Consider the following 20,516-nt stretch of genomic DNA (forward strand, 5'->3'; position numbering starts at 1 on the left):
GCGTGACTACTGTGGGCCGGGGGAGGTGCGGTGATCATGACTGAGCTGAGCGCGTCCGCGCGGGCCGGGCTGGAGTCGGTGGTGCCCGGCGGCGTGGCGACCCGGGCCGCGGACCGGCTGCGGATGGCCCACGACGCCTCGCACTACCTGCTGCATCCCGGCGCGGTGGTCACACCGTCCGACGCCGGTCAGGTCGCCGCGCTGCTGGCGTACGGCCGCCGGACCGGCACCGCGCTGACGTTCCGCTCCGGCGGCACCAGCCTCAGCGGCCAGGCGGTCACCGACCGGCTGCTGGTCGACGTGCGGCGGCACTTCCGCGACCTCACGGTGCTCGACGACGGGCGGCGGGTACGGGTGCAGCCGGGGGTGGTGCTGCGGCAGGTGAACACGCGGCTCGCGCCGTACGGCCGCAAGCTCGGCCCCGACCCGGCCAGCGAGTCCGCGTGCACGGTCGGCGGTGTGGTCGCCAACAACTCCAGCGGCATGACGTGCGGAACCGAGTTCAACACGTACCGGACACTGGAGTCGCTGGTCCTCGCGCTGCCCAGCGGCACCGTGCTGGACACCGGCGCCCCGGACGCCGACGCCCGGCTGCGCGCCGCCGAACCGGAGCTGCACGCCGGGCTGCTGCGGCTGCGCGACCGGGTACGCGGCAACCCCGAGTCGGTGCGCCGCATCCGCGCCCAGTACGCCATGAAGAACACCATGGGCTACGGCGTGAACGCGTTCCTCGACCACGACGACCCGGCCGACCTGCTCACCCGGCTCGTGGTGGGCAGCGAGGGCACGCTCGCGTTCGTCGCCTCGGCGACGTTCCGCACCGTACCCGTGCACCGGCACGCCGCGACCGGCCTGCTGGTCTTCGAGTCCCTGGGCGCGGCGATGGCCGCCATGCCGGCGCTGGTGGCCGCCGGGCCGGCGGCGGTCGAGTTGCTCGACGCCGCCGCCCTGCGGGTGGCCCAGCGCGACCCGAAGGCGGACGCCGCCCTGCGCGGCCTGGCCGTGCGCGGGCACGCCGCGCTGCTCGCCGAGTGGCAGGAGTCCGACCCGGAGGCGCTCGCCGACCGGGTCGCCGCCGCCGAGCCGGTGCTGGCCGGCCTGCCGCTGAGCGCACCGGCCCGGCTCAGCGGCGAACCGGCCGCCCGCGCCGCGCTGTGGCACATCCGCAAGGGCCTGTACGCGGCGGTCGCGGGCGCCCGCCCGTCCGGCACCACCGCGCTGCTGGAGGACATCGCCGTGCCGGTCGAGGCGCTGGCCGGCACGTGCGCGGCGCTCGCCGACCTGTTCGACCGGCACCGGTACGCCGACAGCGTCATCTTCGGCCACGCCAAGGACGGCAACCTGCACTTCATGCTCAACGAGCGGTTCGACGGCGGTGCGGCTCCGGCGCGCTACGCCGACTTCACCGAGGAGATGGTCGACCTGGTGCTCGGCCACGGCGGCACGCTCAAGGCCGAGCACGGCACCGGCCGGGTGATGGCCCCGTACGTGCGGCGCCAGTTCGGCGACGAGCTGTACGAGGTGATGCGCGAGCTGAAGACGCTGTGCGACCCCGACGGCGTGCTCAACCCGGGTGTGCTGCTCAGCGACGACCCGGAGATCCACATGCGGCACCTCAAGACCGTGCCGACGGTGGAGGAGGAGGTGGACCGCTGTGTCGAGTGCGGCTACTGCGAGCCGGTCTGCCCCAGCCGCGACCTCACCACCACGCCCCGGCAGCGCATCGTGCTGCGCCGGGAGATCGCCGCCGCGCAGGCCGCCGGCGACACCGCGCTGGTCCGGGAGCTGACCGACGACTACGACTACGACGCGGTGCAGACCTGCGCGGTCGACGGCATGTGCGCCACCGCCTGCCCGGTGCTGATCAACACCGGTGACCTGGTCAAGCGGCTGCGCGCGCAGGAGCACGGCCGGACGGCCGGGTCCGCCTGGCGCGGCGCGGCCCGCCGCTGGGGCGCCACCACCCGGGGCATGGCCCGTGGGCTCGACCTGGCCGGGGCGCTGCCGCCCGCGCTGCCCGAGGCCGCCACCCGGGCCGCCCGCGCGGTGCTCGGCGCCGACCGGGTACCGCGGTGGCAGCGGGACCTGCCGCGCGGCGGCACCCCACGCCGCCCGCACCCGGCCGACGACCCGGACGCGGTGTTCGTGCCGTCCTGCCTGGGCACGCTGTTCGCCCCGGCGCAGGGCGGGACCGGCGTCGCCGCCGCGCTGCTCACGCTCGCCGAGCGGGCCGGCGTACGCCTGCTCGTGCCGGACGGCATCGGTGACCTGTGCTGCGGCACCCCCTGGTCGTCGAAGGGACTCACCGACGGCTACCGGGCGGTGCGCGACCGCGTGCCCCCGGTGCTGCGCGCCGCGAGCCGCGACGGCGCGCTGCCCGTGGTCAGCGACGCCGCGTCCTGCACCGAGGGCTTCGAGCGGCTGGTCGACGGCGCCGGGGACGTGCGGGTCGTCGACGCGGTCGCGTACACCGCGGGCACGCTGCTGCCCCGGCTCACGGTGCGCCGCCGGATCGGCTCGCTCGCGCTGCACCCGACCTGCTCGTCGGTCCGGCTCGGCCTGGACGACGCGCTGCTCACAGTGGCCCGCGCGGTCGCCGACGAGGTGGTGGTCCCGGAGGGCTGGCAGTGCTGCGGCTTCGCCGGTGACCGGGGACTGCTGCACCCGGAGCTGACCGCGTCGGCCACCCGGGCCGAGGCCGCCGCCGTCGCGGCGCGCCCCTTCGACGGGTACGCCTCGGTGAACCGGACCTGCGAGATCGGGCTGGCGCGGGCCACCGGGCAGCCGTACCGGCACCTGCTGGAGCTGCTGGCCGAGGCCACCACGCCGTAGCGACGCCGGAGGGGCGCCGATTGCCTGCTTGATCGACACCAGTTCGGGGTGGTGGTGGGGTCCGGGCGGGTCGGATGGCACCACTTCCCCGTACCGGTGTCGATCTTGGGTTGGTCGGGTGTGCCTGGGGTTCGTGATCGACACCAGGGGGTTCCCCTCCGAGGGCGCTGCTTCGGTGAGGCGCTGCGCCGGTTGAGGGCGGTGCCGGTGACGAGTGGGCTGGGCGGGCGTACCGGGGTCTCGATTGCGGGCGGGGCGAGGGCGGCAGGGCTTACGGTGCGAGAGGGGGAGTCCACGGGAGGGGTGACGCGGTGGCGGCCGGGATGTTGTCGGGGCGGGTCGCTGTGGTCACCGGCGCGGCGCGGGGGATCGGCCGTGCCGCGGCGGTGGCGCTGGCCGAGGCCGGCGCGGACGTGGCCGGGATGGACGTCGCCGGGCCGGTCAGCCCGATCCTGGATCTCCCGCCCGCCACGCCGGAGGACCTGGCCGAGACCGGGCGCCGGGTGACGGCGGCGGGCGCCCGCTGGTCGGCGCACGTCGCCGACCAGCGTGACATCGGCGCGGTACGCGCGGTCGCCGAGGCGGTCGAGCGGGAGCACGGCGGCGTGGACGTGCTGTTCGCCAACGCCGGCATCCAGGCGTTCGCGCCGCTGCTGGAGATGACCGACCAGCACTGGCACGACCAGATCGACGTGAACCTCACCGGCGCCGCCAACGTGCTGCGGGTCTTCGCGCCGCTGCTGGTACGCCGCGGCGGCGGCCGGATCGTCGTGACGTCGTCCACCCAGGGGCAGCACGGCACCACGAACGGGTCCGCGTACTCAGCGTCCAAGTGGGGACTGATCGGGCTGGTCAAGTCCGCCGCGCTGGAACTCGGTCCGCACGGCGTGACGGTGAACGCGGTGATCCCGGGCCTGGTCGACACCGCGCTGACCCGGCACCGGGACCGCTACGTGCAGGCGCTCGTCGAGGCGGGGAAGCCGGCCTCCGGTGACCTCGCCGAGGTGGAGGACGCCGCGATTGCGGCGCTGCGGTCGAAGACGCCGCTGGGCGTGCCGTGGGTGGAACCGGAGGACGTCGCGCCGCTCGTGGTGTTCCTCGCCTCGGACGCGGCCCGGATGGTCAGCGGCACGTCGTTCGCCGCGACGGCCGGCGACAGTGCGCACGTGACCGCCTGACCGCGCGGGGCTGCCGGTGAGGGCGGTCGTGGTTAGGCTCGGGCGATGCATCGATCGAGGTTGTACGCCCTGATCATCGACGCGCCGCGGGACGAGGCGGGGGAGGCGGCCGCGTTCTGGTCCGCCGCGCTCGGCTCGGAGCTGCGCACCGAACCGGCCGAACCGGAGTTCACCGGCCTGGCCGACGTGGTGCCCGGGCTGGTCACCGCCGTGCAGTCGGTCGGCGACGCGCCCCGCTACCACCTCGACATCGAGACCGACGACGTGGCCGCCGAGGTCGAGCGGCTGTGCGGACTCGGCGCCGCACCGGTCTCCCGCTGGCTCGACTGCCACGTGCTGCGCGCGCCGGGCGGGCACCTGCTCTGCGTCATCCCGGTGGCGAGCGACAGCGCGCTGTTCGAGTCCACCGCCACCCGCTGGCCGTGACCCGGTCGCGAACCGGCGCCCCGGCCACTGGGGCCGGGGCGCCGGAACCGCGGGTCAGGAACCGTACGGCAGGGTGACAGTCGAGCCGTTGCCGACGCCGAGGATCGTGGGCGCGCCGCCGATGGCGTTCCACACCTCGACGCGTACCGTGCCGCCGGCCAGGTTGCCCAGCGTGCCGGTGGACGAGAGCAGACCCTGGGTCTGCCGGTAGCGTTCCGCACCCGGGACCGGATCGGTGGCGAAGTACCGGTACGTCTCCACCCGCTCGACGCTGCCGTTGCCGGTCAGGTCGTAGGAGACGCGGATCTGGACGCCGTTGCCGACCGCGGTGCCCGCGTCGACGGCCAGGTCGAAGGCGGTCGCCCCGCCGGTGTACGTGCCGGTCAGCCCGGTGGCGGTGAACACCTGCGGGTTGGTCGGCGTGCCGTCGTGGTTGCCGTTCGCCGCCGCCACGTTCACCGTGCCGGCGGTGCCGGCGGTGCCGTCCAGCCCGCCGCCCGAGCGCAGGTACCGGACCGGCTTCAGCGGGCTGCCCGTACCCGTTGGGCTGGGGCTCGCGGAGGTCGGCGTCGGGCTCGCGGTGGTCGGGGTGGGGCTGGGCCCCGACGTCGACGGGCTGCCGGTCGGCACGGTCCCGCCGCCGGTGGCGTTGCCGCCGCTCCACGTGTACGCCCCGGACGTGGCCGTCTTCCCGGCCGGCACGACGAGGGTGGTGCCGGTGGAGAACGTGACAGTCAGCGACCGGGCGGTGATGTTCGACGCCACGTAGGTGCGGGCGCCGTTCTTGACGAACACCTTCGCCAGCGGGTGGTTCGCGGTGACGGAGGTGTCCACCGTGCCGAGCGCGGCCAGGTTGCGGATCCAGTGGAACGTGTGCGCCTTGCTCTCACCCTCCTCGCTGGTGAACCCGCTGTTGGCGCGGAAGTTGCGCAGCGCCTGCTCACCGTCGCCGAGGGCCAGGAACTCCCAGATGATGTCCTGCCACACCGTGGGCGGGCCGCCCTTGTTGGTGACCAGCTCGGCATAGTTGGCCTTGACGTACTCCGGGAAGTCGCCCAGGTAGAGGTGACCGCCGGTGATCGGCAGCATGTTGATGCCCTGGATCATCTCCGGCGCCGCGGAGAACCAGGTCGAGTACGACCCGCCGTCGCCCCACACCATGCCGACCGTCTTGTGCCCGAACGCGGCCGGGAAGTTCTGGTCGTACACGTCGAACCAGTACTCGGAGATGGCCGCGGACTGGGTGGTCCACAGGTAGACCCCGGCGTCGCGGACGGCGGTGTCGCCGGTGGCCTGGCCCCACTGGATCAGCGCGTTGGCGAAGTTCATCCCCTCCGAGGAGGACTCCTGGTTGTTGCCGGCGAAGAACGGCGCCAGGCCGGAGGCCCAGTCGTGGCCGGCGTAGATGTCGAAGTCCCGCAGGTAGGGGAAGCGGCTGTCGGCGCGGTCGTAGTTGTTGGCGTCGCGGATGAGCAGGTCGACCATGCCGCCGTAGCGGCTGTCGCCGGCCCAGCCCGGGTCGAACTTGGCCAGCGTGGCGGCGGCGGCGATGAAGTAGCCGTAGTGGAAGTGGTGGTCGTTGAGGTCCTCGTCGGAGCCGTACGACGCGGGGTAGCCGATCAGCGTGCCCCAGTTGCGGTCGTAGTAGAACAGCTGGCCGCTCTCGCCGGAGCCGGCGGTGAGCCAGTTGGTCAGCCGGTTCCGCATCGCGGTCAGCGTCGCGTCGCGGACCGAGGTCTGCCCGAGCTGGTCGGCGATCTCGGCGATGCGGGCGGCCCGGCCGAGTCCCTTGCCGGCCCAGTAGGTGTCCGGGCCGCTGACGCCCTCCGGGTTGCCCTGCTCGGCGTTCAGGTAGCCGGTGACTGTGGACAGGTCTGCGCCGCTGGAGTCGCCGACGGCGGGCACCTCGGGCAGGACGCCGGTGAAGCGCATCGTGGTGGTGAACGACGGCACGCCGGTGAGCACCCGCATGGCGCCGCGCGCCGAGACGTACGTCTGCCCGATCGGGGTGGCGCCGGTGAGGCTGCGCCACTGGTGCGGGTAGAGCGCCACCACGGTCTTCGTCTCGCTGCCCTCGCGGGGCGTGGTGGTGAACGCGTACGTGGTGCGTACCGTGCCGGCGGACTGGTCGTACGAGTAGCTCATCCGGGTGCCGGTGACGTGGGCGTGGGCGTACCGGGCGTAGGTGTCGGCCAGGGCGCCCCGGTCGCCGCCGCCGGGCAGCACCGCGACCGAGAAGTACCCCTTGCCGGCCAGCGTCGAGCTGATGCCGGTGCCGCTGACGGTCCAGGTGGCGCCGGTCGGGGCGTACGCGACGTAGTCGTGGCCGCGGACGGTGAAGCCGATGGTGGCGCCGGAGTTGCGCCAGACGGTGGGCGTCCCGGCGGTGGTGAGCTGGGCGGTGCCGCCGCTGACCGTGTAGTAGCTGAACGGCAGGCCGTGGCCGATGGTGGCGCGCATGGTGCGGCTGCCGTCGCTCCAGTCGGCGGTGACCGTCCAGTCGGTCCACCCGGCGGCCTTGACCACCGGCGCGGACAGTCCGGGCATCCCGACGCGGACGTCCTCGGTGTACGGGTAGTGGAACTCGCCGACGCCGGTCGCGGTGCCGCTGATCGCCGGCGTGGTGGTGTACGACAGCCCGAGCCCGTTGTTCTCGGCCTTGGCCGCCAGCGGGTGGGCGTGCAGGACCTCGCTGCCCGTGCAGTTGTTGCGCTTCCAGATCAGCGACGACCACCAGTCGTTGGTGGGGACGGCGCCGGCGGGCGCGTCGGCGGTGGTGAAGACGCGCGGGTTGGTGCTGATCGCGCCGCAGCCCTTGGGCAGCAGGGCGCCGGCCGGCCGCGTCTCGGTGTAGCTGCCCGCGCCGACGGCGCCGGCGGTGGCCGTGCCGCCACCGGCGACCACGACGCCCAGCAGGCCGGCGGCGAGCACTGACGCGGCGACGAGGGCGGTCGCCCGCAGACCGCGCCGGCGGGCCGGGGACGGGGCGGGCGCGGTCGGGGGTACGGGGTCGGGGGAGAAGTCCCGCAGGTGGGTCATGGAGGTCCCCTTCACGAGGAGAAGGCGGGGGTACGGAGTGGTGGTCCGGCAGTCGTGAGAGCGCTCTCTTGGGAAGGGACATTAAGGTTCGGGTTACGGATCCGTCAATGTCTTGTTACCGAAGAGAGCGCTCTCCCACGCTTGGGGCGTACCCGCCGGCCCTGCCGCGAAGCGCGCTGACCAGCCGCGACGGGACGCGAAAGCGCCGCCCCGGGCCGAGGCGGCCGGGGCGGCGCGAGGAGCGTGTGCCTACCCTGAGTCAGGCGGCGGTGGCGGCCAGGTTCCGCGCGCCGGTCCGCGCCGCGCCAGTGCCCGGCTCACCCGCGGCACCGGCCTGCCCGTCGCCCGGCTGCCCGGCCGCGACCGGCCGCGTCGTGGCGGACTGCGGCGAGGCGGCCGGCTGCCGGGGCACGGCGGACTGCCGTGGCGTCCGGGCGGCGCTCAGCCCCGCCTGCGCGTTGTTCCAGGCCGCGCACGGCCACGCCGCCCCGGCGCAGCTCGGGCTGGCGCAGACGCGCTCGGCGTCCGGCTGGTGCGCGTCGGCCACCGCGGCGGCCAGGTCCCACAGCAGCGGATCGGTCACCTCCGCGGGGCGGTCGGCGACGCGGTCTGTGCTGGCTTCGGACATGATTCGGTCCCCCTGTCGTGAACGGCCCCCACCTGTTTCCGGAAACCGCCCCGCCCAAACCTGCGCCCGCCGGAACGCGGGAATAGGCTGACCGGCGTGGCGAGGTACTACGACCTGCATCCGGACAACCCCCAGCCCCGCGTGATCCGGCAGGTGGTGGACCTGCTGCGCGCCGACGGGGTGATCGCCTACCCGACCGACTCCTGTTACGCGCTCGGCTGCCGGATCGGCAACCGCGACGGCGTGGAGCGGATCCGGGAGATCCGGCGGCTCGACGACCGGCACCCGTTCACGCTGATGTGCGCCGACTTCGCCCAGCTCGGCCAGTTCGTCAAGCTCAGCAACGCGGTCTTCCGGCAGGTGAAGTCCGTCATCCCGGGCAGCTACACGTTCCTGCTGCCGGCCACCGCCGAGGTGCCCCGCCGGTTGCAGGACCCGCGGCGGCGGGTGGTCGGGGCACGCGTACCCCGGCACACCGTTACCCAGGCGCTGCTCGCCGAACTCGGCGAGCCGCTGCTGACCAGCACGCTGCTGCTGCCCGGCGAGGACGAGCCGATGACCCAGGGCTGGGAGATCAAGGAACGGCTCGACCACCTGGTCGACGCCGTGGTCGACGCCGGGGACTGCGGGCTGGAGCCGACCACCGTGGTCGACCTGTCCGGCCCCGAGCCGGAGATCCTGCGCCGCGGGGCCGGAGACCCGTCCCGCTTCGAGTAACGATCACCCGTTCCGCCGCGCCGGGCCGCCGTCGTAGGGCACCGTGATTCCCGGCGGACGGTGACGGGGGTACGGCGTGGAAGCACTCGTGCTGATCACCGTGCTGGGCGCCACGGTGCTCGTCGGCACCACGATCGGCGGTCGCTACAGCGTCGCGCCGCCGGTCCTGCTGATCGCCATGGGTGCGCTGATCGGCCTGCTGCCGCCGTTCGACAATCTGATCCTCGAACCCGAGGTCGTGCTGGTGCTGTTCCTCCCGGCGATCCTCTACCGGGAGAGCCTGGTCATCAGCCTGCGCGAGATCCGGGCCAACCTGGTGGTGATCATCGGCCTCGCCGTCGTGCTGGTGATCGTCACGATGGCCGCCGTCGCGTTCACGGCGCAGGCCCTCGGCGTGCAGCCGGCCGCCGCGTGGGTGCTCGGCGCGGTCCTCGCCCCGACCGACGCGGCCGCCGTGGCCGGCCTGGCCAAGCGGATGCCGCGCGGCATCCTCACCACGCTGCGCGCGGAGAGCCTGGTCAACGACGGTACGGCGCTCGTGCTGTTCGCCGTGGCGGCCGGGGTGGTCGCGGGCGGGACGGTGCCCGGGCCGCTGCTGCTCACCGGCGAGTTCGTCGGCAAGTCGGCCGGCGGGGTGGCCGCCGGCCTGCTCGTCGGCGCGGTCGTGGTGCTGATCCGCAAGCACGTGGACGACCCGATGCGCGAGGGCGGGCTGAGCATCCTCACCCCGTTCGTCGCGTTCCTGCTCGCCGACGCGGTGCACGCCAGCGGCGTGCTCGCGGTGGTCGTGTCCGGGCTGCTGCTGTCCTACGCCGCGCCCCGGGTGATCCGGGCCCGTTCCCGGGTTACCGCGTTCGCGTTCTGGGACCTCTCCACGTTCATGGTCAACGGTGGTCTCTTCGTGCTGCTCGGCACGCAGGTGCCGCGTTCGCTGCGCAGCATCACCAGCCACTCGCCGGCCGCGTCGCTCGGCATCGCGGCGCTCGTGGCGCTGGTCGTGGTGGTGATCCGGCTGGTCTGGGTGCACCTGTCGGTGTCGGTGCTGCAACGCGTGGACCGGCGCGAGTCGAGCCGGGCGCGGCACTTCGACGGGCGGATGCGTACGGCGGTGGGCTGGGCCGGGTTCCGCGGCGCCGTCTCGCTCGCCGCCGCGCTCGCCGTGCCGGTCACCATGCACGACGGGAGCACCGTGCGCGAACGGGATCTGATCATCTTCGTCACCGTGGTGGTGATCGTGCTGATCATGCTGGTGCAGGGCACCACACTGCCCGCTGTCGTGAGCTGGGCGGGCCTGACGGGCGACCGGGAACGCGACGACGAGGTGCGCTGGGCCCGGATCCGGGCCACCGAGGCCGCCCTGGAGGCGCTGCCCCGGGCCGCCAGCGACGTGGGCGCCACGCAGGACACGGTGGACCGGCTGCGCGCCGACTACGAGGAGCACCTGGCCGACGCCCGCGACCCGGGCGGTGAGGACGCGGAGGCGGAGCGGCAGATGGCCCGAAGGCTGCGGCTGCGGGTGCTCGACCACAAGCGGCAGGAGATCACCCGGCTGCGCAACACCCGGCAGATCGACGACGCGGTGCTGCGGCAGCTCCAAGCGGCCATCGACATCGAGGAGATCCGGCTGCTCGGGCCGGAGATGGAGGAGTGAGCCGGGCCGGCCGCCACCGGACGGGTGGCGGCCGGCGTGGCTCAGCGCGGGTCGACAGCGACCACCGTGTACGGGGTGGTCGGCGTCGGCGGGGTGGTGAACCGGCCGTTCGGCAGGTAGAGCCGGCCGAGCGCGGCGGCCACGGTGGTCGGCACGTCGAAGCCCGGGTCGGTGATGACGCCGCGCGCGACGCCGGCCGTGCCGGAGCGGTTCAGGTCGACCACGGCGACCTGGTTGAGGAAATTCTGCACCACGTACAGCGTGCGGCCGAGCAGCAGCAGGCCGTCGCCGTTGAGGAACGTGGCGCCCGGCACGTCGACGGCGGTGGTGACGCCGGTGGCCGGGTCCACCCGGAACAGCGTGCCGGTGTTCGACTGCACGACGATCAGCGCCCGCCCGTCCGGGGTGGGCGCGATGCCGTTGAGGTTGACGCCGGTGCCGTCCTGTTGGAAGTCGCCGGTCAGCGGCAGCGTGGTGAACCCGTCGGCGGGCGGCAGCGTGCCGCCGCGTCCCAGCGGCAGGCGGTAGAGCACCGGCCGGTTCGAGTCGGTGAACCAGGCGGCGTCGCGGGTGAGCGTCACGTCGTTGACGAACGTCGGCGCCTCGGCGAACCGGTAGCTGGCGAGTACGTCACCGGTGCGCGTGTCGATCACCCGGGCGTCACCGGCGGTGCCGCCGGCGACGAAGAGCCGGCCCCGCGGGTCGATCTTCAGGCCGAGCGAGGGGGTGCCGGTGGCGGGGCTGACCTGCTTGCCGGCTCCGGTGATCAGGTCGGCGCGGTAGATCTCGCCGGTGGCCCGTGACCCGAACCAGGCGTACCGGCCGGCGGCGGCGACGCCCTCCGGCGCGAAGCCGTCGGGCAGCGCGATGACGCTCGGGCGGCGGTCGTGGGCGGTGGCGGGGGCCGGGGCGGCGGTGGTGACGAGGGTGGCGGTCAGGGCGACGCCGAGGGCGGTCCTGATGCGTCGGTTCACTGTGGTCCTTCCGGCGAAACGGTGGGACAGGACCCACCCCACTGTACGGTCGCGGGCCGATGTCCGCCGGGGACGCGACCCGGCACGGTGCTCCCGTGCCGGGTCGCGCCGACGGTCAGCCCGCCGCGCAGGTCGGCGTGCCGGAGGGCGCGGTACCGGCGCCCTGGAATCCGAACTCGGTGGTGCCACCGGCACCGACCTGACGGTTGTAGTCCACGTTGCGGAACGTCACCGCACCGGTGGTGCCGCTGGCCTGGGCGCTCCAGGTGTTCGTGATCGCCGAGCCCGAGGGCACGGTGAGCGACACGGCCCACCCGTTGAGCCCGCTGGAGCCCGCGGTGATCCGGACGTTGGTGACGAACCCGCCCGGCCACTGGTTGGTGGTGAACGTCGCCGTGCAGGCGCCGGTCGGCGGGGGAGTCGTCGGCGGTGCGCTGGTCGGCGGCGTGCTGGTGGGCGGCGTCGAGGTGGGCGGGGTGCTGGTCGGCGGCGCGGTGGTGGGCGGCGGGGTGCCGCCCTCGTTGAGCGCGTTCAGCACGGCGGTGTACGCCTGCTTCTTGTTGCCGCTGCCGTCGAACAGCAGCGGGGTGCCGCTGGCCCGCCAGGAGTCGGTGTCGCGGATGCCCCAGACCGTGATGCCGTTGCAGCGCGGCACGGCCAGGCAGTCCCGGGTCACGTTGCCGTACGACGTGGCCTGGCTGCTGCCCGAACCCTCGATGTCCAGCTCGGTGATCTGCACGTCGACGCCGAGCGCGGCGAAATTCTGTAGCGTGGTGCGGTAGTTGCTCGGGTACGGCGACCCGCTGTTGAAGTGCGACTGAAGCCCGACGCAGTCGATCGGCACGCCCCGGGTCTTGAAGTCCCGGACCATGTTGTAGACGGCCTGGGTCTTGGCCCACGACCAGTTGTCGGTGTTGTAGTCGTTGTAGCAGAGCTTGGCGCCCGGGTCGGCGGCGCGGGCGGCACGGAACGCGGCCTCGATCCAGTCGTTGCCGGTCTGCTGGAGGTTCGAGTTGCGGCGGGCGCCGTTGTTGCCGTCGTCGAACGCCTCGTTCACCACGTCCCAGGAGTGGATCTTGCCCCGGTAGTGGGTGGCGACCTGGGTGACGTGGTTGATCATCGCCTCGCGCAGCGCGCTGCCGGACAGGCTTCCCGTCCACCCGGGCTGCTGCTGGTGCCAGAGCAGCGCGTGGCCGCGCACCCGCATGCCGTTGGCCTGAGCGTGCGCGACGAGCCGGTCGCCGGCGCTGAAGTTGAACTGGTTCCGGGACGGTTCGGTGGCGTCCCACTTCATCTCGTTCTCGGCGGTGACCATGTTGAACTCGCGGTTCAGGATGCCGACGTACGTGCTGTCGGACAACTTGTTCACCGCCACCGCCGTGCCGAAGTACCGGCCCTGCTCCGCCGCCGACGCGCCGAGCGTCGTGCCGGCGCTGGCACTGGTCGCCACCGCTATCGTGGCGGCGACCATCGCGGCCCCCGCCACCATCGCGACCACAGCGGTCCGCGGGCGTGACCGGGCTGCCGCGCTCCCGCTGCCGCGGGCGAGCACCTTGTCCATCTGAACGCCTCTCTAGCCTGTCAATGGGATCGGCTCGCCTCGGCCACCGCCCGCCACGACGTCGGCTCCGCGCGGCCGCCCGGTGGCCGCGCCAGGTGAGGGAGTGACTCCCCGGCACATCGTGAGTGGATCGAAGCGAATCTCTGCCCGGAGCCTACCGGAAGCGTTCCGAAAACTTAATCACCTCGATATGTCGACATCGGGGCACGCGGTGCCGGGTGGGCGGGCGGGATCTGCGTGTGGGCACGGCCTGCGGGCGCGCCCGTGCCGCCCGCCGTGGCTCCGGAAGTTTCGGGGATCGCCGGTTCTGCCGGTTGAGTCGATCGCGCCTGCGGGCCGATGCTTGGCGAATCGACCGTAGACGATGGAAGAGGTGCCGGAGCATGCGCCGACCCGCGCTCGTCGTACTCGTCCTCGCCGCCCTGCTCGCCGGCACCCCGGCGGTCGCCCGGGCCGGCGCCGCCGCACCGCCGCCCGACCCCGCCGCGCTCGCCGGGATCCGCACGCCCGGCACCGCCTGGGAGCACGACCCGGCCACCGGCCGGCTCACTGTCACCGCCGACGACACGGTACGCGGGCGCGAGCTGGCCGCGTTGCGGCGCACCGCCGACCGGGCCGGTGCGGTGCTGCGCCACGAACCCGGCCGGCTGCGCACGCTCATCGCCGGCGGCCAGGCGATCTACGGCGGCGGTGGGCGCTGCTCCCTGGGCGCGAACGTGCGCAGCGGCACCGCCTGGTACTTCGTGACCGCCGGGCACTGCACCCGCCTCGCCGCCACCTGGTACGCCGACAGCGCCCGCACCACGGTGCTCGGCAGCCGGACCGGCAGCAGCTTCCCCGGCAACGACTACGGCGTGGTCCGGTACACCGGGACCGTCGCCCACCCGAGCGCGATCCACACCTACCCCGGGCAGGTCACCGTCACCGCCGCCGGCAGCGCGTACGTCGGGCAGGCGGTCTGCCGCAGCGGCGCCACCACGGGCGTGCGGTGCGGCACCGTCACCGGGCTGAACGCGACCGTCAACTACGCCGAGGGCAGCGTCACCGGGCTCATCCGCACGAACATCTGCGCCGAGCCGGGCGACAGCGGCGGACCGCTCTACGTGGCCGCGACCGGCACCGTCATCGGCGTCCTCTCCGGCGGCAGCGGCAACTGCACGAGCGGCGGCACCAGCTACTACCAGCCGATCCTGGAGATCCTCGCCGCGTACGGCCTGACCATCCCGTGACCGGCGGTGCGGCCGGGGCGCCCGACGCGCCCCGGCCGGTGGTCAGCCCGCGCAGTTGTTGTTGCGCACCGGCCGGGTCAGCCGCTCCTGGTCCCCGAACGCCGCGTACACCCGCAGGTAGCACGGCAGGTCCACGTCACCGTAGTAGCTGACGACCTGGTCGTCGTAGTGCGTGGTGCCGCTGTCGGTCACCTGCCACGTGCCGCCGTCACCGGACTGGATCTCCCAGTAGACGTCGCCCGAGCAGCCGTCCAGGCCGCGCGACCAGGCGATCAGGTTCGCCCCGTTGTAGATCTCCGACTGCACCAGGGTGCAGGCCGCGGCCTGGGCCGGTGTCGCGACCGCGAGCAGGCCCGCGGCCGTCATCGCCCCGGCGCCGAGCGCCGCCATCAGCTTGCGCATGCTTCAGCTCCTCCACGGTGGATGGTGGATCTTTCCGCCGAGGGTAGCGGGAGGTGAAAACAAGCTTCAATGCCTGAGCGGTAAACCGTGGGAAATCTTCAGCTCGCGGTGTCGCCGGGCACGGCCATCTCGCCCAGGCGCGACCAGTCCTGCTGCGGCACCGTCACGTTGACGATCCTGGGCGTCTCGGCCAGGTGCGGAGGCAGCGTGCGCCGGGCGGTCCGGAAGTGCTCCGACTGCACGTGCGCCGCGCCCGCCTCGTCGTCGCGGAACGCCTCGACCAGCACGTACTCGGTCGGGTCGTCCAGGCTGCGGGACCAGTCGAACCACAGGCAGCCGGGCTCGGCCCGGGTCGCGGCGGTGAAGTCGGCGGCGATCTGCGGCCAGTTGTCGGCGTCCTCCGGACGGACCCGGAACTTCGCGGTAATGAAGATCATGGGATCAGGCTACCCAGGCCGGACAGGCCGCCGTGCGGCATCAGCTCTTGGCCGCCGGCCCGAGCAGTTCGGCCGCCCGCCGGTCGGCGAACGCGGTGACCGCCTGCTGTCCGGCGCCGAAGACGATCGCCAGGCCCAGCAGCGCGGCCGTGCTGCTCACGCTGGTCTCCACCAGGCCGCCGATGACCAGCATGATGCCGACCACCGCCACCAGCGGGCCGATCGCGAGCTTCAGCAGCCCCTGCTGGAACGGCAGCTTGTAGGGCAGCCCGCCGGACCGTGAGGTGATCATCGAGGGCAGCGCGCTGAGGAACGCGCCGAGCGCCCCGGCGATCAGCACGAAGAACAGCAGCCGCCAGGCCGGCACGCCACCGGCGTCGGTCGGCGCCTCCAGCAGCCGTACGTCGTGGCTGCGCCACTGCACCAGCACCACCAGGATCTCCGCCACCAGCGCGAACACCGACAGCCCCAGCATCCGGTTGCGCAGCCGGCGGGCCGACTCGTGGAACTCGTCGGACGCGGAGTGGTAGCGCAGCAGCAGTGCCTGCACCCGGGCGCGCAGCAGCGCGTCGGACGGGGTGCCGGCCGACGGGTCGAGATCGGTGAGCACCTTGTCGTCGGCCGGCAGCACCTGCGCCGCCGCGCTCCGGTACGCCGGCAGCAGCCCGGTCAGCTCGTCCGGGCTGCGCAGCGCCACCATCCCCCGCTCCACCGAGTGGATCGTCTGCCACGCGTACTCCAGGTTGCCGCCGCGCAACCACTCGACCACGCCGCTGCGTCCGAGCACCCCCTCCACCCCGGACAGCTGCGCGCGCAGCGCCCCGGCCCGCTCCGGGTCGCGCGCGGACAGCACCGTGAGCTGCTGGTACAGGTCGTCGAGTTTGGTCCGGACGCGGACCTGCCACACCGCGCCGGGAACCGGCGCGGCGGGCCGGACCAGCCGGTCCTCCGGTGCGTTCCGCGGCCCGGGTATGGCCTCCGGCTGGGTCTCCTGTCCGATCATCGTGCCCCACCTCTTTCCCCCCACCCGGCGCGGGGCGCGCGCGAGCCTGCCACCAGTATTCGCAGGTCAGAGGCATAATGGCTAGCGCACAACGGACAGTCGGCCGGGTCGCGGCGGCGATGGCGCCGACCTGACGGACGACACCGCGGCGCTCGGGCGGTCGGTAGCCTGAGCCGGTGACCGTCTACGCCCTCGCACAGCTCACCATCCACGACCGGGCGCGCTACGACAGGTATGCCGCCGCCTTCCCGCCGGTGCTGGCCCGCTACGGCGGGAAGCTGCTCGCCGCCGACACCGCCCCCCGCGTGGTCGAGGGCGACTGGCCGCACCAGAAGGCGGTACTGCTGTCGTTCGACAACCGCGAGGACTTCGAGCGCTGGTCCACCTCGCCGGAGTACCGGGAGATCTCCCGGGACCGGGAGGCGGCCACCGACGGCGTGGTCCTGCTGCTCGACGGGATCGGTCACGCCTGGCCGGCCTGAGCCGTCAGAGCCGGTGGCGCACCCACACGTTGGGCTCGACGTACGCGGCGTGGTCGTGGTCGACGTCGACGAGCACCGGGGTCAGCGCGCCCGGCACGCGTACCGGGCCGGAGGTGTCGAACGGCAGCCCGGTCCAGCGCCGCCAGTCGGCGAGCGTGCCGGTCACCGTCATCGACCGGGGCGCGATCCGCTCGACGACCCCGCCCGCCCGCACGTGCACCCGCAGCCACGGGTCGGCCGGCAGCCCGTCCGGGCCGCGCCGGGCCACGTACTCGGTCATCGGCACGTCCGGGACAGCGGCCTTGCCGTTCGGGCGCACCGGCGCCACCAGCGTGTCGAAGCCCGCGCCGGCCACCGCCGCGCGCATGGCCGCGAGCATCAGCCCGGACAGCCCGCCGCCGCGCCGGTCCGGGCGCACGCAGATCTCCAGCGCCGACACCAGGTTCGGAGTGGACCCGGTGAGCCGGCCCAGCGTGGCCCGCTGGATCACCCGGTCCCAGCCGCCGTCTGGCAGCTCGTCCTCGGTCCAGCGCAGCGGCACCGCGTACCCCCGGGCCACCGCCCGGCCCGGCTCGGCCGGATCGACGGCGGCGAAGACGAACTCGGGGTACGTCTCGTGCGCGACGCCGTAGTAGATCGCGCCCATCGGATCCCAGAGCATGAACGGCGGCCAGGCGCCGTCGAAGTCGGCGTCCAGCAGCGGCGCCAGGTCGGGCCGCTGCGCCAGGGTCACGATCTCCACTGTCACGCCGGGCAGGCTAGAGCCGCGCGGCCCGGACCGCACGCCGTTTTGTCGGCGCCACTGGCTAGGCTGCCGGCATGGCAGATCCGTTCCGGGTGCGCGTCACGGTGCGCGGCTACGAACTCGACACGCAGGGGCACCTCAACCAGGCGGTCTACCTCCAGTACGCCGAGCACGCCCGCTGGGAGTGCCTGCGCGCGTCCGGCATCGGCCAGGACCGGCTGCTCGCCGGCGGCGTCGGGCCGGTCGCGCTGGAGGTGACGGTGCGCTACCTGCGGGAGCTGCGCGGCGGCGACGAGGTCGACGTGACCTGCGAGTTCCACTGGGGCGAGGGCAAGACGTTCCGGATCGGCCAGGAGTTCACCCGTGCCGACGGCACCCCGGTCGCCTCGGTGACCGGCGTCGGCGGGCTGCTCGACCTCACCGGGCGGCGGCTCGTGGCCGACCCGCGCGAGCGGTTCCGGGCGCTGGCCACCGACCCCGTGCCGATGAACCTGTGACGCCCGGTCAGCCCGCCGCGCGCAGGTAGGCGAGCACGGCGAGCACCCGCCGGTTGGTGTCCTCGTCCGGCGGCAGGCCGAGTTTCGCCAGGATGTTGCCCACGTGCTTGCCGACCGCCGCCTCGGTGACGTACAGCCGGGCCGCGATGGCCGCGTTGGAGTGGCCCTCGGCGACCAGGCCCAGCACCTCCCGCTCACGGGGGGACAGCGTGCCGAGCGGGTCGCGCGGACGACGCAGCAGGTGCCGCACCACGTCCGGGTCGACGGCGGTGCCGCCGGCCGCCACCCGGCGCAGCGTCGCGGCGAACTCCGCGACGTCGGCCACCCGGTCCTTGAGCAGGTAGCCGACCCGGTTGCCGTCGCCGCTGTCGAGCAGCGCGGCGGCGTACCCGCTCTGCACGTGCTGGCTGAGCACCACCACGGCGAGGTCCGGGCGTTCGGCACGCAGCGTGACGGCCGCGCGCAGGCCGTCGTCGCGATGCTGCGGCGGCATCCGGATGTCGGTCACCAGGAGGTCGGGCCGGTGCGCGCGCACCGCGTCGAGCAGCTCCGGGGCGGAGCCGACCGCGGCGTCCACCGCGAAGCCGAACCGGGTCAGCAGGCCCACCAGGCCCTCCCGGAGCAGCACCTCGTCCTCGGCCAGGACGACCCGGGTCACGGACGGCACGGCAGCTCCACCCGCACGAGGGTAGGCCCACCGGGCGGGCTGGACAGCAGCAGCCGCCCGTCCGCCGCGGCCACCCGGTCCGCGAGCCCGGTCAGGCCGGTGCCGCGCGCCGGGTCGGCGCCGCCCCGGCCGTCGTCGCGTACCTCCACCACCAGCAGGCGGTCGGTACGGGTCAGCCGCACCTGCGCCCGGGTGGCCCCGGCGTGCCGGGTGACGTTGCCGAGCGTCTCCGAGACGACGTACCAGGCGGTGGTCTCCACCAGGTCGGGCACCGGGCGGGTCAGGTCGGCGTGCACGGTGACCGGGACGACCGACCGGGCGGCCAGGTCGCCGACGGCGGCGGCCAGACCGAGTTCGGTGAGCTGTGGCGGGCGGATGCCCTGCACTATGCCGCGCAACGTCACCATCAGCTCCTTGGCCTGCTCGTGCGCCGCCGCGAGCGGCTTCGCCACCGGGGAGTCGTCCGGCACGTCCAGGCGGGCCAGCCCGAGCTGGAGGGTGAGACTGGTCAGGCGTGGCTGCACGCCGTCGTGCACGTCCCGCTCGATGCGGCGCCGCTCCGCCTCGTAGGCGCTCACCAGGCGGGCACGGGACCGGGTCACCTCGCGCAGGGCCGTCCCGGCGGGCGCGTCGTCGAGCAGCAGGCGGGTCACCGCCGCCTGCACCGCGACGAGCAGGCCGGCCAGGTAGACCAGCGCCGGGAACGCCAGCAGGCCGGCGAAGGCGTACGGCACCGCCTCGGCCGGGGAGTCGACAGTGGCCCAGACCAGCACGATCCGATCCTCGCCGCCGGCCAGCCACGGACCGGCGACGAGCGCCGCGTCCAGCAGCACGAGCAGCCCGAACATCCCGTACGCCAGCGGCACCGCCGCACCCAGCACGGCCAGGTACGCGCCCTCCCGCCACCCGGTGGCGGTGGTGAAACGGGCGGCGAGCCCGCGCCACCTCGGCGCGGTGACCGGGCGGTCGTCGACCAGGCCGAGGCGCCACCGCTCGAACGCGGCCACCGGCGCGCCGGCCAGCGGGGCGAGCGCCACCACCGCCAGCGCCACCACGGCCAGCGCCGCCAGCGCCCCGGCGTCGACCGGGCGGCCCCGCCGCAGCGCGGCGGCCACCAGCAGCAGCGGCGCGGCGACGACCGCCGCGCCGAGCGCCGCCGCGCCGGCCAGGGGCAGGGTCGTGACGGCGTACGCCAGGGCCCGCCACGGCCACGCGGAGAGCAGGTAGCGGCGGCGGCGCAACGCGACGGCCAGCCCGTGATCAACTGTCATGGCCCGACGCTAGCCAGACCACGCCGCCCGGCCCAGCCGGTTGCACCCCGTTCTCGGGGTAGGCCTGGCCCTACCCCGAACCGGCCCGTCACGCCCCGTGCGCCGGCCGCCCCGGGACGGTGCACTCGGCGGATGAGAAACCGCCTCCCGGGCGCCTGCTGGCTGCTCGCCACCGCATCGTTCCTGGCCGCCAACGTCGTCGTCGGCCTGGCCTGGGACCAGCCCGGGTTCAGCTGGGCCGAGCACAACATCAGCGACCTCGGCAACGTCACCTGCGGCGTGTGGGACAGCAGCCGGCCCCGCCCGGTCTGCTCGCCGTGGCACCCGGCCATGAACGCCGTATTCGTCGGCGCCGGGCTGCTGCTCGCGCTGGGCGCGCTGCTCGCACACCGCGCGCTGCGCCCGGGCCGCGCCGCGGCCGTCGCCGTCGCGTCGATCGTGGCCGCCGGGTCCGGGTACGTGCTGGCCGGCCTCCACCCGGCGGACGTGGACGAGAACCTGCACGTGCTCGGCGCGCTGCTGGTCTTCGCGCCCGGCAACGCCGCGCTGCTCGCCGCCGCGCTCGCCCGCCGGTCGCCGCTGCTGCGCGAACTGCGGACCGTCAGCGCGCTCCTGGGCCTGCTCGGGCTCGCCGGCACCGTGCTGTTCCTGTCCCGGGTGGACGCCGGCATCGGCGTGGGCGGCATGGAACGCGTCGCCGTGTTCCCGCTGTTCGCCTGGGTGACGGCGGCCGGGCTCCGGCTGCTGTGGTCGTGTCGGTCCCGGCCCCTATCCTGA

General features: G+C 74.1%; 19 protein-coding genes. 9 read left to right on the plus strand and 10 right to left on the minus strand.

What is annotated here, in order from left to right:
* Positions 1-36 precede the first annotated feature (36 nt).
* From ACN27C_RS23405 to ACN27C_RS23415, 3 genes are all read left to right on the plus strand, one after another.
* Positions 37-2,832, plus strand: coding sequence for an FAD-binding and (Fe-S)-binding domain-containing protein (locus ACN27C_RS23405; RefSeq protein ID WP_422748154.1), 2,796 nt, complete (start codon positions 37-39; stop codon positions 2,830-2,832).
* A gap of 311 nt (positions 2,833-3,143) precedes the next feature.
* Positions 3,144-4,010, plus strand: coding sequence for an SDR family NAD(P)-dependent oxidoreductase (locus ACN27C_RS23410; RefSeq protein ID WP_422748155.1), 867 nt, complete (start codon positions 3,144-3,146; stop codon positions 4,008-4,010).
* Positions 4,011-4,055: 45 nt separating this feature from the next.
* Entirely contained in the window at positions 4,056-4,436 is a 381-nt protein-coding gene (locus ACN27C_RS23415) for a VOC family protein (RefSeq protein WP_121682901.1), read from the plus strand.
* Positions 4,437-4,490: 54 nt separating this feature from the next.
* On the opposite strand, the gene ACN27C_RS23420 is transcribed toward ACN27C_RS23415, so the two are convergent.
* On the minus strand, positions 4,491-7,475 hold the full coding sequence (locus ACN27C_RS23420; RefSeq protein ID WP_422748157.1) for a glycosyl hydrolase: 2,985 nt from the start codon (positions 7,473-7,475) through the stop codon (positions 4,491-4,493).
* Positions 7,476-7,734: 259 nt separating this feature from the next.
* Positions 7,735-8,103 carry a hypothetical protein gene (locus ACN27C_RS23425; RefSeq protein WP_422748159.1) on the minus strand — a complete coding sequence of 123 codons (369 nt, stop codon included), beginning with the start codon at positions 8,101-8,103 and terminating at the stop codon, positions 7,735-7,737.
* A 96-nt stretch (positions 8,104-8,199) separates the two neighbouring features.
* On the opposite strand from ACN27C_RS23425, the gene ACN27C_RS23430 reads away from it, so the two are divergent.
* Positions 8,200-8,820 carry an L-threonylcarbamoyladenylate synthase gene (locus ACN27C_RS23430; protein WP_091418190.1) on the plus strand — a complete coding sequence of 207 codons (621 nt, stop codon included), beginning with the start codon at positions 8,200-8,202 and terminating at the stop codon, positions 8,818-8,820.
* A gap of 76 nt (positions 8,821-8,896) precedes the next feature.
* Positions 8,897-10,471 carry a Na+/H+ antiporter gene (locus ACN27C_RS23435; protein ID WP_422748161.1) on the plus strand — a complete coding sequence of 525 codons (1,575 nt, stop codon included), beginning with the start codon at positions 8,897-8,899 and terminating at the stop codon, positions 10,469-10,471.
* Between the two features lie 41 nt (positions 10,472-10,512).
* On the opposite strand, the gene ACN27C_RS23440 is transcribed toward ACN27C_RS23435, so the two are convergent.
* Together ACN27C_RS23440 and ACN27C_RS23445 are read right to left on the minus strand one after the other, a co-directional pair.
* A complete protein-coding gene (locus tag ACN27C_RS23440; RefSeq protein ID WP_422748163.1) occupies positions 10,513-11,445 on the minus strand; it encodes a superoxide dismutase in 933 nt (310 codons plus the stop codon).
* 115 nt (positions 11,446-11,560) lie between these two features.
* On the minus strand, positions 11,561-13,006 hold the full coding sequence (locus ACN27C_RS23445) for an endo-1,4-beta-xylanase (RefSeq protein WP_422748165.1): 1,446 nt from the start codon (positions 13,004-13,006) through the stop codon (positions 11,561-11,563).
* 383 nt (positions 13,007-13,389) lie between these two features.
* Here ACN27C_RS23445 and ACN27C_RS23450 point away from each other — a divergent pair, with 383 nt between their 5' ends.
* Positions 13,390-14,235, plus strand: coding sequence for a S1 family peptidase (locus tag ACN27C_RS23450; RefSeq protein WP_121684688.1), 846 nt, complete (start codon positions 13,390-13,392; stop codon positions 14,233-14,235).
* A gap of 42 nt (positions 14,236-14,277) precedes the next feature.
* Here ACN27C_RS23450 and ACN27C_RS23455 read toward each other — a convergent pair whose 3' ends face one another.
* From ACN27C_RS23455 to ACN27C_RS23465, 3 genes are all read right to left on the minus strand, one after another.
* Positions 14,278-14,637 carry a hypothetical protein gene (locus tag ACN27C_RS23455; protein ID WP_091418203.1) on the minus strand — a complete coding sequence of 120 codons (360 nt, stop codon included), beginning with the start codon at positions 14,635-14,637 and terminating at the stop codon, positions 14,278-14,280.
* A gap of 98 nt (positions 14,638-14,735) precedes the next feature.
* Entirely contained in the window at positions 14,736-15,074 is a 339-nt protein-coding gene (locus ACN27C_RS23460; RefSeq protein ID WP_334458472.1) for a putative quinol monooxygenase, read from the minus strand.
* A 40-nt stretch (positions 15,075-15,114) separates the two neighbouring features.
* Positions 15,115-16,077 carry a hypothetical protein gene (locus ACN27C_RS23465; protein WP_120569754.1) on the minus strand — a complete coding sequence of 321 codons (963 nt, stop codon included), beginning with the start codon at positions 16,075-16,077 and terminating at the stop codon, positions 15,115-15,117.
* A gap of 176 nt (positions 16,078-16,253) precedes the next feature.
* On the opposite strand from ACN27C_RS23465, the gene ACN27C_RS23470 reads away from it, so the two are divergent.
* Positions 16,254-16,559: a DUF1330 domain-containing protein gene (locus ACN27C_RS23470; protein ID WP_120569755.1), complete on the plus strand. Its 306-nt coding sequence runs from the start codon at positions 16,254-16,256 to the stop codon at positions 16,557-16,559.
* A 4-nt stretch (positions 16,560-16,563) separates the two neighbouring features.
* On the opposite strand, the gene ACN27C_RS23475 is transcribed toward ACN27C_RS23470, so the two are convergent.
* Positions 16,564-17,307 carry an N-acetyltransferase gene (locus tag ACN27C_RS23475; RefSeq protein WP_252449060.1) on the minus strand — a complete coding sequence of 248 codons (744 nt, stop codon included), beginning with the start codon at positions 17,305-17,307 and terminating at the stop codon, positions 16,564-16,566.
* Between the two features lie 71 nt (positions 17,308-17,378).
* On the opposite strand from ACN27C_RS23475, the gene ACN27C_RS23480 reads away from it, so the two are divergent.
* On the plus strand, positions 17,379-17,801 hold the full coding sequence (locus tag ACN27C_RS23480) for an acyl-CoA thioesterase (protein WP_121684684.1): 423 nt from the start codon (positions 17,379-17,381) through the stop codon (positions 17,799-17,801).
* A 7-nt stretch (positions 17,802-17,808) separates the two neighbouring features.
* Here ACN27C_RS23480 and ACN27C_RS23485 read toward each other — a convergent pair whose 3' ends face one another.
* Together ACN27C_RS23485 and ACN27C_RS23490 are read right to left on the minus strand one after the other, a co-directional pair.
* Positions 17,809-18,468, minus strand: coding sequence for a response regulator transcription factor (locus tag ACN27C_RS23485; protein ID WP_357895003.1), 660 nt, complete (start codon positions 18,466-18,468; stop codon positions 17,809-17,811).
* Positions 18,456-19,739: a sensor histidine kinase gene (locus ACN27C_RS23490; RefSeq protein ID WP_393379893.1), complete on the minus strand. Its 1,284-nt coding sequence runs from the start codon at positions 19,737-19,739 to the stop codon at positions 18,456-18,458. Before ACN27C_RS23490 ends, ACN27C_RS23485 begins: the two co-directional genes overlap by 13 nt.
* Before the next feature lie 132 nt (positions 19,740-19,871).
* Here ACN27C_RS23490 and ACN27C_RS23495 point away from each other — a divergent pair, with 132 nt between their 5' ends.
* Complete coding sequence (locus ACN27C_RS23495) at positions 19,872-20,516, plus strand: DUF998 domain-containing protein (RefSeq protein ID WP_422748171.1); 645 nt, start codon at positions 19,872-19,874, stop codon at positions 20,514-20,516.

The organism is Micromonospora sp. WMMD1219 (assembly GCF_049315215.1).
In the GTDB taxonomy this organism is placed as follows: Bacteria; Actinomycetota; Actinomycetes; order Mycobacteriales; family Micromonosporaceae; genus Micromonospora; species Micromonospora tulbaghiae.

Excerpts from the sequence above, each read along its gene's own strand:
- ACN27C_RS23455 (WP_091418203.1), bottom strand. The coding sequence starts at position 14,637 with ATGCGCAAGCTGATGGCGGCGCTCGGCGCCGGGGCGATGACGGCCGCG.
- ACN27C_RS23445 (WP_422748165.1), bottom strand. The coding sequence starts at position 13,006 with ATGGACAAGGTGCTCGCCCGCGGCAGCGGGAGCGCGGCAGCCCGGTCA.
- ACN27C_RS23450 (WP_121684688.1), top strand. The coding sequence starts at position 13,390 with ATGCGCCGACCCGCGCTCGTCGTACTCGTCCTCGCCGCCCTGCTCGCC.
- ACN27C_RS23465 (WP_120569754.1), bottom strand. The coding sequence starts at position 16,077 with ATGATCGGACAGGAGACCCAGCCGGAGGCCATACCCGGGCCGCGGAAC.
- ACN27C_RS23420 (WP_422748157.1), bottom strand. The coding sequence starts at position 7,475 with ATGACCCACCTGCGGGACTTCTCCCCCGACCCCGTACCCCCGACCGCG.
- ACN27C_RS23490 (WP_393379893.1), bottom strand. The coding sequence starts at position 19,739 with ATGACAGTTGATCACGGGCTGGCCGTCGCGTTGCGCCGCCGCCGCTAC.
- ACN27C_RS23460 (WP_334458472.1), bottom strand. The coding sequence starts at position 15,074 with ATGATCTTCATTACCGCGAAGTTCCGGGTCCGTCCGGAGGACGCCGAC.
- ACN27C_RS23495 (WP_422748171.1), top strand. The coding sequence starts at position 19,872 with ATGAGAAACCGCCTCCCGGGCGCCTGCTGGCTGCTCGCCACCGCATCG.
- ACN27C_RS23425 (WP_422748159.1), bottom strand. The coding sequence starts at position 8,103 with ATGTCCGAAGCCAGCACAGACCGCGTCGCCGACCGCCCCGCGGAGGTG.
- ACN27C_RS23480 (WP_121684684.1), top strand. The coding sequence starts at position 17,379 with ATGGCAGATCCGTTCCGGGTGCGCGTCACGGTGCGCGGCTACGAACTC.
- ACN27C_RS23405 (WP_422748154.1), top strand. The coding sequence starts at position 37 with ATGACTGAGCTGAGCGCGTCCGCGCGGGCCGGGCTGGAGTCGGTGGTG.
- ACN27C_RS23415 (WP_121682901.1), top strand. The coding sequence starts at position 4,056 with ATGCATCGATCGAGGTTGTACGCCCTGATCATCGACGCGCCGCGGGAC.